Source organism: Mesotoga sp. H07pep.5.4, from assembly GCF_003664935.1.
Classification (GTDB): Bacteria; Thermotogota; Thermotogae; order Petrotogales; family Kosmotogaceae; genus Mesotoga; species Mesotoga prima.
This window is the reverse complement of record NZ_JFHM01000004.1, coordinates 44533-59005: the sequence shown is the minus strand read 5'-3', so window position 1 is coordinate 59005 and position 14473 is coordinate 44533. Positions and strand designations below refer to the sequence as shown.

At 46.3% G+C, this 14473-nt stretch carries 13 protein-coding genes; 9 read left to right on the top strand and 4 right to left on the bottom strand.

The window, feature by feature from the left end:
• Positions 1–6: 6 nt before the first annotated feature.
• Positions 7–279, bottom strand: coding sequence for an HU family DNA-binding protein (locus Y696_RS01465; protein WP_006491697.1), 273 nt, complete (start codon positions 277–279; stop codon positions 7–9).
• A gap of 216 nt (positions 280–495) precedes the next feature.
• On the opposite strand from Y696_RS01465, the gene Y696_RS01460 reads away from it, so the two are divergent.
• From Y696_RS01460 to rpsB, 9 genes are all read left to right on the top strand, one after another.
• Positions 496–1416, top strand: a complete 921-nt coding sequence (locus tag Y696_RS01460) for an ABC transporter substrate-binding protein (protein WP_121509657.1) — start codon at positions 496–498, stop codon at positions 1414–1416.
• Positions 1385–2161 (top strand): ABC transporter permease, encoded by a 777-nt coding sequence (locus tag Y696_RS01455; protein WP_121509656.1) that lies wholly within the window; start codon positions 1385–1387, stop codon positions 2159–2161. Before Y696_RS01460 ends, Y696_RS01455 begins: the two co-directional genes overlap by 32 nt.
• A complete protein-coding gene (locus Y696_RS01450) occupies positions 2145–2834 on the top strand; it encodes an ABC transporter ATP-binding protein (RefSeq protein WP_121509655.1) in 690 nt (229 codons plus the stop codon). The genes Y696_RS01455 and Y696_RS01450 overlap by 17 nt, the downstream gene beginning before the upstream one ends.
• A 58-nt stretch (positions 2835–2892) precedes the next feature.
• On the top strand, positions 2893–3429 hold the full coding sequence (locus tag Y696_RS01445) for a DUF177 domain-containing protein (protein ID WP_121509654.1): 537 nt from the start codon (positions 2893–2895) through the stop codon (positions 3427–3429).
• A 17-nt stretch (positions 3430–3446) separates the two neighbouring features.
• Positions 3447–3629 (top strand): 50S ribosomal protein L32, encoded by a 183-nt coding sequence (gene rpmF / locus Y696_RS01440; RefSeq protein WP_014730134.1) that lies wholly within the window; start codon positions 3447–3449, stop codon positions 3627–3629.
• Between the two features lie 12 nt (positions 3630–3641).
• Positions 3642–4631: a phosphate acyltransferase PlsX gene (gene plsX / locus Y696_RS01435; protein ID WP_183084173.1), complete on the top strand. Its 990-nt coding sequence runs from the start codon at positions 3642–3644 to the stop codon at positions 4629–4631.
• Between the two features lies 1 nt (position 4632).
• A complete protein-coding gene (glmS, locus tag Y696_RS01430) occupies positions 4633–6459 on the top strand; it encodes a glutamine--fructose-6-phosphate transaminase (isomerizing) (RefSeq protein WP_121509652.1) in 1827 nt (608 codons plus the stop codon).
• A gap of 327 nt (positions 6460–6786) precedes the next feature.
• Positions 6787–7155 carry a ribosome silencing factor gene (gene rsfS / locus Y696_RS01425; protein ID WP_259459540.1) on the top strand — a complete coding sequence of 123 codons (369 nt, stop codon included), beginning with the start codon at positions 6787–6789 and terminating at the stop codon, positions 7153–7155.
• Between the two features lie 79 nt (positions 7156–7234).
• Positions 7235–8047, top strand: a complete 813-nt coding sequence (gene rpsB, locus Y696_RS01420; RefSeq protein ID WP_121509773.1) for a 30S ribosomal protein S2 — start codon at positions 7235–7237, stop codon at positions 8045–8047.
• A gap of 196 nt (positions 8048–8243) precedes the next feature.
• On the opposite strand, the gene Y696_RS01415 is transcribed toward rpsB, so the two are convergent.
• From Y696_RS01415 to Y696_RS01405, 3 genes are all read right to left on the bottom strand, one after another.
• Positions 8244–9419, bottom strand: a complete 1176-nt coding sequence (locus tag Y696_RS01415) for a cytochrome c biogenesis CcdA family protein (RefSeq protein WP_121509650.1) — start codon at positions 9417–9419, stop codon at positions 8244–8246.
• Position 9420: 1 nt separating this feature from the next.
• Entirely contained in the window at positions 9421–11226 is a 1806-nt protein-coding gene (locus Y696_RS01410) for a right-handed parallel beta-helix repeat-containing protein (RefSeq protein WP_183084171.1), read from the bottom strand.
• 370 nt (positions 11227–11596) lie between these two features.
• Positions 11597–14371 (bottom strand): InlB B-repeat-containing protein, encoded by a 2775-nt coding sequence (locus Y696_RS01405; protein ID WP_183084170.1) that lies wholly within the window; start codon positions 14369–14371, stop codon positions 11597–11599.
• Positions 14372–14473 lie beyond the last annotated feature (102 nt).

Genomic DNA, 14473 nt, shown 5'->3' with positions numbered 1-14473 from the left:
ACGACACTATTTTACCTTTTCCTTCAGTTCCTTTCCAGGTACAAATTTCGGAACTTTTCCGCCCGGTATAGTGATGGGCTTCTTGGTTCTCGGATTGACACCCTTTCTGGCCTTCCTTGACGCCACCATAAATGTGCCAAAGCCAACAAGTCTTACGACATCACCCTTTGAAAGAGTCTTCTCGATGATGTCGATCACCGTGTCAAGGGTCTTTCCAGCATCCTTCTTAGTAACACCTGTTTTCTCAGCGATTTCAGCGATGAGTTCTTTTTTGTTCATTCTGTTCCCCCCTTCGCATGAGATGTCGCTATTATTCTACCACTCAGAGCTCAAATTACCAAACTCCTCATAGAGGGCGATCTTGGCCTTTGCGGGAGAAAAAAGCACGCTGAGATCGCAAATTCGGCTCCGGGCTCTCAATTTGGCCTTCATAGCTGATAAGCCGTCGTCGGAGACGCTAATTCAGTGTATAATTGGGTATGGAGGTGGTTCTTAATGAGGAAATTCGTTGCAGTGTCAACTCTGCTTTTCATCACTCTCTTTTCTTTTGGGGTGAATTACATCAATCCAGTAGGCCCAACGTTGATTCCGATAGCCGAGCTGCTCTCCTCTAATTTATCAGAAGAGATTCCCGGTCTCGAGATCAATCTCTGGAGAAGCGTAGATGAGGCTATTTCGATGATGGTTACCGAAAAGGCACAAATTGCCCTTCTTCCCGTCACTGTAGGGGTTAAACTCGCATCGTCCGGTGTAGACATAAAGCTAGCAGCCGTCAGCATGTGGAACGGTTTCTATTTCATATCTACAGAAAAGACGATAGAAGACATTGAGGACCTGGTCGATACAGAAGTATATACTCTTCAGGCACCGGGACAGACTGCAGATACTATCCTTCGCGGTGCTCTCGAGTCGAAGGGATACGAAGTCGGAAGAGACCTGGATATTGTCTATGTCGGTGGGGCAGAGGCAGTTCAGTTGCTCGCCGGGGGCAAGGCCAAGGTAATTCTCGTGCCCGAGCCCTTCGCATCGCTTGCCGAAACACGTGTGCAAGGTTCGATAAGATCGATGCCAATAGAAGATCTTTGGGAGAGTTTCAACGAACAGAGGATTAACATCCCCACATCGGGAATATTCGTCAGCGGCACTCTCGACAGAGGCGTTGCGGAGTCGTTCCTGCTTCTGTATCAGCAGTCTATGAATCTCTCTCTTACAAACAGGGAAAAAACCGCTGCAACCGTATCGGAAAAGATGGGCGGATTCCCTGCACCGGTACTGCAAAAGGCAATGGATACGGCAGGTTTCCTCTTTTTGACGGCCGAAGATGCGAGAGAGGACATTGCGATCTACCTTAATAGACTCAAGGAACTTGATCCAGAGCTAACGGGTGATTTCGATATCGATGCTCTCTTCTTCTAGAAAGAGGACGTTGGCCCCAATCGTCTCGGTAGGCTTTCTGCTGCTGGGGTGGTTCATCGCATCTGCAATAGTCTCGAGCGACCTGTTGTTGCCCGGCCCGTTAGAGACAATGGAAGAATTTCTAAGAATCATCTCGAGCAGGAAGGGTTGGTCGGACATCGCGGAAACTTGCGCAAAGGCATTCCTCGGATTGTTCATTGCGCTGGGTCTTGGCCTTGCTGTTGGTTTCGTTATGGGACTAATCGATGTATTATATGAGCTGATTAAGCCGATAGTAGTTATCCTGCAATCTATACCAATTGTGTCGTGGCTGGCCCTGGCAATATTCTGGTGGGGAGTTGGCTTCTCCTCCCCTGTATATATAGTATTCCTTACCTTGTTTCCGATCTTCACAATAAACATAGCAGAGGGCGTAAGAAACGTGGATAAGAAGCTTGTCGAAATGGCCAAGATTTACAAGATTCCCAGGAATACAGTCTTCGGAAAGATCTATCTCGCTTCTGCATTTCCTTTTATCGTATCTTCCATGAGAGCGGGAATAGGAATAATGTGGAAATCAGTTGCGGTAGCCGAGTTTATGGTGGGAGCATCAGGGATAGGAAGAGCAATGTCAGACGCAAAATACTCCATAAACATAGAAAGGGTCTTCGCGTATACACTTGTTCTTGTTGTTCTGGGTATTTTGACGGAAAGGCTTCTCGACATGATCATCAAAAGGGGTAGCCGGTATGCTCTTAAGAGTTAGCAATCTCAGCAAGGCTTTCGACGGAGAAACAATAGTAGACAGATTCTCCTATTCTGTTGAAGGCGATTTCTTTCTCACAATTCTTGGAAGCTCGGGGTGCGGAAAAACGACTCTTTTGAGAATGATAAGCGGTATACTGAAACCGGATGCAGGTAGGGTCGAGCTCCAAAGCGAGAGGCTGGGATTTGTTTTCCAGGACGACAGATTGATTCCATGGCTGAACGCCTTCCAGAACATCTCGATAGTGTCTCCAAAATCTAATCCTGTGGAGTACCTCTCGTTTGTGGGCCTAAAAGGTCATGAGAATAAGTATCCTTCACAACTAAGCGGTGGAATGAGGAGGAGACTGAATATCGCAAGAGCACTCGCATTCAACCCCGATCTGATTCTCATGGACGAACCCTTCAACTCTCTTGATGTCGTGATAAAGGATCGACTCATCGAAGATATTCAGAAATTATGGACTGGCAGGAAAATCAGCATCATCATGGTTACTCACGATCCTTCAGAGGCAGCCAGGCTTTCAACGGATATAATACTTGTACAAGATAGGTTCTCTAAGGTCGACGAAATCAAACTGGGAGATCCCCTGGAAAGGAGTCCCGACGATATCGACTTGATCTCTAGAGATCTGCTATCCAGAATGAAGAAATTTTCTTCTTATCTTCATTGAAACGAGAGTGTTTCGCAATACCCTTGCTGTAGTATTTGCTGGCACAGAGGTGATTTGTATGGCTAAGATTCATGAGTTGATTGTTGATCTTAACAGTTTCGAATTCAAGAAGACTATAGATTTAGTTCTGGATCCGGGTTTCACCGATGAGATCAAGCTCTTGAGCAACGTAGATGTGCACATCGAGCTTTACAAAGATAAAGATTCGATTATCGTTACCGGTTCCGTAAAAACCGTCGTAGAAGACAGATGCGCCCGCTGTCTGAAAGTACTATCCATTCCAGTTGAAGGAACAGTTGAGGCAACGTATGTGCAAAGGGATTCTCTTCCACTGGTAAGAGAAGGCGCAGGCGATGATTTGGAGAATCTCTTGCCACTTGAAGGCGATCTCCTGGACTTGTCAGATCGAGTAATTGAGGCTATAATTGTTGAGGTTCCTCAAAAGGTTCTCTGTAAAAAGGATTGTGCAGGTCTTTGTCCGTTTTGCGGAGCGGATCTTAACGAGGAGCCAAATCATTCTTGCCAGAAGAAGGAAGAAATGCCTGATGGCTGGCACAAAGCGATAGCTGAGCTTAAGGGAAAATTGAAGAGTTAGATATTGGAGGGATTAGCGTGGCCGTTCCAAAGCAAAAAAGAAGCAGAAGCAGGACTCACTTGAAGCGAGCAAAAATGTATAGCTCAATAAAGGTCGCTGTTTCTACGTGCCCAAACTGCGGTGAACCAAAACAGCCACACAGGGTTTGTCTACATTGTGGCTACTATGGAGGAAGACAGATTCTTGAGATCGGTGAGTAATAAATGCAAAGCATAAGAATTGCCCTCGATGCCTTTGGTGGAGATAATGCTCCTCAGGTCAACGTAGACGGTGCCTTTCTTGCTTTGAAGGAGTTTCAGGATCTCGAAATATTACTGGTAGGCAGAGAAGAGGATCTCAAACCTCTGATAAAAGAATCTCCTGAGACCTCAAGAATTTCAATAGTAGATGCCAGAGAGGTTTTTCCAATGTCGGAGAAACCTTCTCTTTTGCTGAGGAAAAAAGAGACTTCTCTATACAAGGCAGCTATTCAAGTAAAAGATGCGAATGCCGATGCTCTGGTATCTGCAGGTAACACCGGTGGAGTGCTTGCAGCGGCGCTCTTTGTCGTGGGCAGAATCAAGGGTGTCGATCGTGGAGCAATTGCGGTTCTTGTTCCTTCCAAGAATGGCTTCACCATACTGATCGATGCGGGAGCAAATGCCGAGGCGAGGGCAGAACACTTGAGGGATTTCGGCACTATGGGTTATGAGTACGCGAAACTCCTGGGGAGAGAAAAACCGAAGGTAGGGCTGCTCAATGTCGGAGAAGAGCAGGAGAAGGGAACGGAACTCACGAAACTTGCCTTTGATTATCTCAAGAATGATCTGGGCGACTCTTTTGCGGGAAACGTCGAAGGCCGCGACATCAATTATGGAGACGTTGATGTCGTAGTTTGCAGCGGGTTTGACGGCAATATCGCGATGAAGACTATGGAAGGAACGGGCAAGTTGATTTCCGCCACGCTTAAGAAAGAGATCAAGAAAAGTGGTCTTTATGGAATTATAGGTGCTCTCTTTCTCAAACGTGCGCTCGGAAGACTGAAAAAAACGATGGATCCCAGCGAATATGGCGGGGCATTCATTCTCGGAGTCAAGGGAGCGGTTGTCAAGGCTCATGGAAATTCAAACGCCCTTGCAATAAAGAATGCAATCAGAGTCGCCTACCAGGGAGTGAAAGGCGACTTGATAAAAAAGCTAGAAGAGAAACTCGGGGGAAAGTGATTTGTGCGGAATAGTCGGGATGGTAGGGAAAGACCTTACTATAAGGAAGCTTGTCGATGCCTTGAAAAAGCTCGAATACAGGGGTTATGATTCTGCCGGCGTCGCAGTTAACAGTCGTGATGGTCTCCGGGTTATGAAGGCCGTTGGGATGATTTCCTCCCTCGAGAAGCTTCTTGGGGACGATCTCGACTCGAGTGTAGTTCAGGGAATTGCCCACACCAGATGGGCGACTCACGGAGGCCCCTCCGATTTCAATGCGCACCCTCATACGGATTGCACCGGAAAGATTGCAGTTGTGCACAACGGGATTATCGAGAACTACGATGTTCTTCGTCTCGATCTCGAGAAAAAGGGTCATATCTTCAAATCTGTGACTGACACAGAGACTATCGCCCATCTCATCGAAGAACACTATTCGGGAGATATAATTTCCGCAGTCAGACATGCTCTGCTGGATCTTGAAGGTGCCTACGCTATCGGCGTAGTTCATCAGGATCATCCCGACGTAATTGTCGCAGCAAGAAAGGGCAGTCCTCTCGTTGTAGGATCTACCGGGGAGAGCGGGTTTCTCGCCTCAGATGTCACACCTTTATTGAGGTATATAAGAGATGTATACTTCGTCGATGATGGAGAGTTCGTGGTTATTCGCCCGGAAGGCATAAGCATATCCAGAATGGACGGAACGAGCGTCAGAAAACCCTCCACCAGGATAACCTGGAGTGAAGACTCTGCGGAAAAGAGCGGTTACGAGCACTTCATGCTTAAGGAGATATTCGAAGAGCCCCAGACTTTGAGGAATGCCCTGATGGGCAGGATACGGGGTGGCGTGCCGAACTTCAATGAGATCGAGCATTTAAGAGAAGAAATAGAGAAGGCCAGATCGCTCACTATTCTTGCATGTGGTACGAGTTTTCACGCCGGGTTGGTCTTTCAAAGATTCCTCCAGGACTATACAGAAATAAGAGCAGAGGTTGAAGTCGCTTCAGAATTTCGATACAGAAGATTGCAGGAAGGGTTTAGCGATCTCGTGGTCGCGATTTCACAATCCGGAGAGACGGCAGACACTCTTGAGGGCATTAGGAAAGCAAAGAAGCTTGGAACAAAGATCATTTCACTTACAAATGTCGTTGGGTCAACTATCTCAAGAGAAAGCGATGCGGTAATCTACATAAATGCCGGTCCCGAGATAGGTGTTGCTGCGACTAAGACTTATGTTGCCCAGCTGGCGGTCTTGCTTCTCCTGGGAGCGGCCATTGCCGACATTGCCGGTAGAAGCGGGTTCGACATCCCGAAGATCGTAAACGAGCTGGAAGGAATGCCCACCGTATTCGAAAATACTCTCCCAACAGCAGACGAGCAGTGTAAGAGATTGGCGGCCGAACACTCGGATTATAAGCATTTCATGTACATAGGTAGAGGATATAGCTACGCATCCGCTCTTGAAGGAGCTTTGAAGCTCAAAGAGATAAGCTATATTCACGCCAGCGGTTATCAGGCCGGAGAACTGAAACATGGGCCGATTGCGTTGCTTGACAAAGACTTCCCGGTCTTTGCAATTGTCCCCGAAGACGAACTGAAATCGAAGATGATTTCAAATATCATGGAGACACGGGCCAGAGACGCAAAGGTACTGGCTCTGTGCTCCGAGAATGACAAGGAAGTAGCAAAGTCGGTAAACAGCCGAATAGAGGTACCGCGAGTTCTGGATCCAATTTATCCGCTCGTTATGTCACCCTATCTACAGCTCTTTGCATACTATGTCGCCGTCAAGAAGGGACTTGATCCCGACAAACCTAGAAATCTAGCAAAGAGCGTCACAGTTGAATAGAGTTAAATCTGACGATTAGTGTAACATGATAGATGAAACAGGCATTGTATGAAACATATGAGTTGAAGCTACTACTCTGGAATGAAAGCGAAAGAAATCTACTGAGTCCTGCTTGAACCGGGGGAGTGTGATCTTCAGAAAGTGCTTCCTCTGTGGATACTCGTCGTTTGTTCGATCAAAGGGACCTTCAGGAGTAGTAAGGAAGTTCGGCTATTCGTTCGTGGGCAAGTGTCTATTCATGATCAGTGAAGTGGGCTTGAGAATTTTGTGAATTAGGCGGACGGTCAACGGAGAACTGAGAACGTGTCTATAATGGGGGAATCAATCTTGGATAAAGTAGTTAAGGAAATTGCTGAGATAATTGACGAAAAACTTGGAGAAGACATAGTAATACTTGATGTCTCGAAGGTGTCAAACCTTGCAGATTATTTCGTGGTGACTACGGCAAATTCCGACCCTCATATGGACTCGCTACGGGAGGCGATACTGCAATACATTGAAAGGGAAGCCGTAGAGATTATCTACTACGATAAAGGTAAGGGTTACAACTGGATGGTGATTGACGGTGGTTATTTCATCGTCCACATTTTCAGTAAGAAGGGAAGAGAGTTCTATTCTCTCGAGGACCTATGGTTGAACGCAAAGAGGTACACATACAGAGATCTCGTCAAAGACGAGGATAACACACGGCAATAATCGCATTCGGTCCCGGTGCCCTCATTGCGGGGGTCGATCGATGGCGAAGCCGGAGGAAAACCAAAACGGAGGTGTATTTGTGTCGGTAGTATCAATGAAGCAGCTTCTCGAGGCCGGAGTTCACTTCGGACATAGGACGAGAAGATGGAACCCCAAGATGAAACCCTATATTTACGGTGAAAGAAAGGGTATCTACATCGTAGACTTACAGAAGACCTTGAAGCTCATCGAAGAGGCCTACGACTTCGTCAGAAACTCCGCTCAGGAAGGGGCTACCTTCTTGTTCGTAGGTACGAAAAGACAGGCTCAGCAGATCGTCGAGGAAGAAGCCAAGAGATGCGACTCTTTCTACGTAAACAACCGCTGGCTCGGTGGTCTTTTAACGAACTTCACCACGATAAAGAAAAGAATCGAAGCTCTGAAGAACTTCGAAGAAATGGAAGAGTCTGGAAAGCTTTCTGCCCTGCCTAAGAAAGAGCAGAGCATGATAAACAAGAGACTCGACAAACTGAGAAAAAACCTCAGCGGTGTCAAGGAAATGCAGAAGCTTCCCGACGTTATCTTCATCGTTGATCCGAAACAGGAAGAGATCGCCGTCGCGGAAGCAAACAAACTGGGAATAAAAGTAATCGGAATCGCTGATACCAACTGTGACCCGGATGTCATCGATTTTATTATCCCGGGAAACGACGATGCTATAAGAGCGATCCAGCTAATAGTGCATACGATGGCAGACGCAATCCTCGAGGGTCGCGAGGGCCTCGAAGCGGCTGCAATCGAATCGAAGAAAGTGACTACCGAAGAAGAAGCCGTTGAAGTTTCCAGCGAGGAAAACGATACTTCTTTAGAGGACCTTGAAGATGTCTCTGACGACGAAGAGGACGACGAATAATACAATCGGTAGGTTTCTGCTAAGGAATCGATCATGATCATTTTGAACAAGGGGCAAAATGCCCCTTGTTTTTTCATAGCTGAATCTTCGCGAGAAGTGTAGACAATCTGTTCTGCTTACGAAAAAGATCTAATGCTTACCAACGCTTGAGATCAGAATCTCTTCAATCTATACGGGATCCGTATGGTTATCTAGATCATATCAGACTAAATGTCTTCAGGGTGATATTTAGCATTATTACGAAGAAAACTGTGAACAGAGCTCCCATTAGCAGTTTTATCTTCGCTGCGGCCTGCGTGGACGTCATGAACTCCTGAATCTTCTTCGTCGACGAGCTGAAGTAAGCTATCAGCGTGATTGCAATTATCGGAACTGTGAAGCCTAGATTGTAAGCAACAAGGAATCCCAGCGCCCTTCCAGTTACGCCGGAGCTGTTTATGATATAGACGATCGTGGGAAGGTAAACCTGACCGGTGCACATGAACTCTACAAAAGAAACGAGAATTCCAGTTACGAGCGATGCGATCCATATGGTCTTCGCCCTCGCGTTCTTTCTAATAATCTCGTGCGTCTTCTTTTTCAAACCAGGTGTAAGCTCAAGGATCGCCTTCTTGTTCCTGTATCTCATCCTGTAGAAATCAACGACCGAAAGTACAGCGAGTAGCCCTGTGAAGATCGCCATAGCGGGATAGAAGATTAGCTGGAACACCTTGGAAATGCTCTCGACGTATCCCACAGCTCCCAGAAGACCGGTTCCCATGGCGAGATAGGCCGCAAAGATCCCCACGGCAAAGAATATTCCCGCAATTAGAATCTCGTTTCTCCCTCTTCCAACGTAATAAAGATAGGAGACAAGGAAAATGAGAACAACAAACGCACACGGATTTATTCCGTCAATCAGACCGGCCCCGAGAACGACGAAGAGGCTGAACTGCTCGTATCTATCGTTCAGCCTGTGGGTGACATCATCACCTAGGGCCTCTATCTCCCGAAGTTTTGTTTCTCGCTCTTCCTGAGAGTAGTTGATCATACTTTCCAGCACACTGTCAGGAGTGGTATTTGACGGGGTAAAGGCATCTTTTCCAATGAATATCATTGGGTAAAGATCGAGTTCACTTTCAGATACCCCGTACACCTTCGCGTACTTCAGCTTGAGCTCCTGATTCTCTGCCTCGCTAAGCATGAACTTGTTTAGAATAACCTCATCCTCTACTTCATACTTAAGGCTCTCGATCATCATTTCAGCTTCAAAACATTCCTGACATGTCGCAACGCCGAAAAAGTCTATCTCGATCGCTCCCACACAGTTGGCTGAGAGAAACGTCAAGACTGCAAGGATTGCTAGCCTTCTGCCAAACGCGATCTTAGACAATTCAATCCGACCCCAGATTCATCTCTGTTGCAGACCTTCCTAGAAGCTCATCAACCACGTAGAAATTCTCAGGCCACGTATGGCTCTGCGGGCAGATTCCTTCCGTGCTATCAAAAACATTTCCCCCACCAGTTACAGTGCCCTTGAATACCTTCCCACCACAACCACAGTCCGTGCACATACTCAAATATAGGTCGAGTCCGTGAATAACATTTTCATAGAACATATTGTTACTCACTTCAGTGACTCCAACCGAACTAATAAGCAGACCATTTTCAGCATTCCCTGTGAACTTATTATTGGAAATATACCCGTTAGTATTGCCGGCAACAGAAACAGCTATTCTGTTCTCCCTGAAGACACTTTCGACAATCTCGTATTTGACGTCATTTGTAATATATATACCCGTACCCGACCTGATAAAATCACACCCCTCAATTCTTACGGTCCCGCTGCCGTAAGCATAAAGACCAGTCAATCGAGAGTTTATTTCCCCTTCAGCATCAGGCAGAGAGGAGAATGAGCAATTCTTTACTATTAGAGTAGAATTGTCAATACTGCTATATGAAACAGCAAAGCGACCGCCCACAACATGACAGTCAACTATTGTCCCGGTGATTCTCGAAACCTGAATCGTGGTTAAGTTGCTTTCAACAGTCATTCCAGAAATCATGAACCCATTCCCCGTCCTGACCATTATTACAGGAGCATTCTGATTTTGACCTCTCAGTATGACACTGTCTCGGGATGATCCTCTGAGCTCTATTGCCCTGTCCAGAATTAGATTTTCACAGTATTCACCTGGCATGACTAGCACGACGTCGCCGTCCCTTGCCTGATCAATCGCAGCCTGAATCGAAGTGTACAGGGCTTCCTCGCCCCCTACGATGAGCGTCCTCCTCTCAGATGAGTCTGCAGGCATTACGTGCACTCTGAACGATCCGCGACCGAGACCTCCCCTGTCATCCTCTACCTCTACTGTTACTGTATGCGTTCCGCTCGATCCGTGAGGAGCGGTCAGTATGTATATACCTTCGTCGCTAACCGTTCCCGGCCCGCCGAGGACCTCATATTTCACGATCTCACCATCCGGATCCCTTGCAAACTGGGAAAGATCAACCCTCACAGAGTCCCCCTCGACAACAGACTGATCACCTATACTGAGAGTTGGGGAAAGATTTCTTCTTCTAACAAAATAGGGTACTTTGAATTCGACTGAATCCTCGCCATCAGATGCCCTTATTAGCAAAGCATCCTCCCCGACAGCGTCGTCTGACGGCTTAAGAGTAAGTACTCCGTCCTCTACAAACGCATTCAGAGAAGCATTAGCTTCAATAATCTCAAACTCCAGATCATCAGACGCCAATCTAAATCCAGGGAGGCCCAATCTAATAACATCCCCCACTTCGACATACTGTTGAGGAACAACGAAATCCAGTCTTGCTTTTGAATTGTCAGGAAGCTGCCCTTCAGAAATGTTCACGAAGAAAGCCGAGCTGAAGTCATTACCTTTATTGTCTCTTATCAGAAGTGAAACCCGAGCACGACCAGACAGATCTGATTCGGGCACAAGCTCATAGACTGATCCCACAATTCTTCCCGGACCTTCCTGCAGGGAAAATAGGAGGTCGCTCTCGCTGTCTGAAACAAAGCTTGAAAGATCAACTTGAAGCAATTGATACTGTCTCACGCTCTGATCAGGAATGACAATCTCAGGCGGTTTCGAGCCACTGCACGAAGAAAACGCAATCAAAATCAGGACAAAGAAGATTGGGTAAACACTTTTAAGGGACTTCCGGTCAAGCATGAGCATCACTCCTTGAGGGACTTTAAAAAATTATACCATGTTTGTGATTATACTCACAATGACCTTCGGATTTGTACGGAATAGGATTTGAGAAGATTGTATCTGCCTGCTAAATGTATTGATGGGTTCTTTTAGGCTGTCAGGTTCTGTGTAGAATCACACTCAAGTAATCGCCCAAAAAACCAGCAATCTTAAAACCCGGAACGAAGCCCTGTGATATGAACTGATACTACCAGATTGTTACCTGGAAAACTCATCTATTCTCAGGTTCCAAATAATCACAGCAATTGGTTTCCGCAGTTCCTGAAATATTCTGGAATGAACTAAAACACTCACAAATTATCCCCAGACAGATTGATTTGTCGGAGTTCTACTCGGTGCCGTCAAAAGTGTCGTCATATCCCACGATAGTATTTGCGTGATTTGTGTTTGGGTTCGTATAGTTTTTCGTGTTCCACACATCGTTTGCCGTCAGATAAGCATACTTGCTGGCATCTATTGAAATCGAGATCAAATAACCCGAGCTAATGTATGACTTGAGGGCATTGATATCCTGATCATCCTCGACAGAAATCACTCCCACAGTCTCATTGCGGCTTCTGTACCTTGGTGCCTCCCTCCAGGCATTCTCTAATGGCCATGAGGTGTGATCGCTTACACTGTATGGCATCCTTCTCCAGCTACATATTCCAAGTCTAGCGATGAGATTTATCGCATCAACATATGAACAGCCCGTGTCTCTACCTCCATTTATCTGGTGATAGACAAAATCAGGGCTGAATATTCTGTCTTGATATGAGTCTGAAGGAGCCCCATAGAAGCCCCCCTCCCAGGCAGCCCCAGAGAGATTCCAGTTTCTGTCACGGGCCTCATAGAATGTCGATGTATAGTAGCCCAAAGAGAAGGCGACACAAGAACCTTCGCTTCCTTGATTTCCTATAGGTGGAAAGTACACCGAGCCTGAATGGTCAACTGAATAAGGCAGTCCATCTTGAGGTGAGAAGCCCTCAATTTCATGCCAAGAACTCTCGATCGCTCGCCATTCTTCTTCCGATGGAGGCCTCAAACCTGTTCCATGTCCTTCTATTATCTCGTTGTAGTCGACACCTTCTTCATAGATCCCAAGCGTCTCCTTCATTTTCAAAAGAAGAGAAGTCGAGAGTCCTGAAGATGCAAAGGAAGAGCCAATGCTTGTAGATGAGACCGAGACATCGTTGATGCTTACGCTAACATACGAACCGTTCATAGTATCCTTTGGAGTCTCGACAGCAGAGAATACCTGAACAGGAGATCCAGAAGGATAGTTGTCATATACCTCGACGGAGAAATGACTTATAACTCCGGTAGACATTGAACCTCCATCAAAGACTTTGAGAAAAACTGTGTTCTCATCGAATGGCAGCAACTCGGTGATATCAATGACCATCTTGTTGGCTGGATACGGCCAACCACCACCACGATAATAGAAATCATCGAAGCTCTTGAGTTTCAACGGATTAGCTGGATCACCTACTCCTACCCAGATCTTGCATTCTTCTCTCAGTGGATGCGAGATTTCGAAGACAGCAATCGCCCTGGGCTCATAGTTGTCTCTGGGATCCAAAACAAAACAAAGAACTTCATTCTGCTTCATAGCTTCATACGTAATGAATATGAACCCATCAGGAATGCTTTCCCACCCGCCAGTTCCCCATGAGTTTGCTACTTTGAATGCCCCTTGTTCAATATAAGCAGGAACGTAAACGAAACTCCAGCCTACCGTCTCGGAATAAGCGCCTTGATTGTCCCGGGCTCTTACTTCAAAGGTGTGCGGGCCCTCCGAGTACCCGCTCCAGTTGAAATAAGTCTTGGTGCCAATGTCTATCCAGTCTCCTCCATCCTCTCTGTACTCATATCTTTCAATATATCCATCGGGGTTAGTTCCATTCCACACAAACCTTACCTTGCTTTTCTCAACCTTTCCTTCGGGACCATTGAGCTTTTCGACGACAGGAACGGCATTATCCACCTCAAAATGCGCAGTAAGCTCGAAATTACGCGATACTATTAAATTTATCTTGTTTTCTCTGGAGAACGTTGCACCATTCTCGCTCCACTCCTTGAACCGATATCCGGAATTTGGAACCGCCACAATCTCAACTTCGCTTCCACTAAAATAACAACCACCACCTTCGACTACTCCCCCAGCAGGTGGGTCCGCAGTAACCTCGACCAGATACTCCCTTTTGACGAAAACAGCTGTCACGTGTTTCTCCGAGTCCATGATAATTTTTCCCGGATTATCTAATCCGTCTAGATCTCCTTGCCAAATCTCAAATTCCCATCCTGCGGATGGTACAGACACAATCTCTACAAGCGTCTCATACTCATATACACAACCGGAAGAGGCAGGTGAACAGGAGACGCTACCATTTCCACTTATCGAGATGTTTAGAGCAAACACTTCTCGTTCAAATGATGCACATAATGATTTGTCACCGTCCACTACTACTGCGATCGATTCATCGGTAAAGCGATTACCATCAACCACCCATTCCGAAAACTCCCAGCCATAAGAGGGATGGGCTGTCAATACAATCTTCTCTCCAAAAGAGTATGTTTCTTTATCGGGAGATATTTCAATACTCCCATTTTCATTTACTTCTCTACTGACGTGATATTTCTCCTCAAAGAAGCAAGCCACTAATGTCGCGTCTCTTTCTACAAAGAAGGTGAACGTAGTCGTCGAAGCCAAACAGTCGTTTCCCTCATACCATCCCGAGAAACTGTATCCTTGACTTGGAGTTGCCTGAACCGTACCCATGTCTCCGTATTGAAAGATCCCTCCTCCAGATATAACTCCGCCTTCAAGGGGTGAAGCGTTCAAAGTGATCTCGCAAGAAATGAGGTCAACTACGATCTCGAAAATGCAACTCGATTCTCTATCTTTGCTGTCATTCACGGATATCTGAACTTCGTACAGCCCGTTCTCATCCAAAGCGGGGAGATAACTGTAAACATCTTCGTCGATAATGCCGACTCCAGAGACAATTCGGAAAACAAGATCGTCGCTGTCTTTACAATCGACAAACTGCTTGAGGTTCAAGAGTAAAGTTTCACCCGCAAGTATTCTTTGATCAGGAATCTCGAGATTCAGCGGTGCCAAAAAACCCCCAAAGCATCCTGACAATACTAATGAAACAACACACAATACCATTAGACAAAATGACTTTGAATTCAAGCCCCGAGCCCCCCATCTTAAGGATTA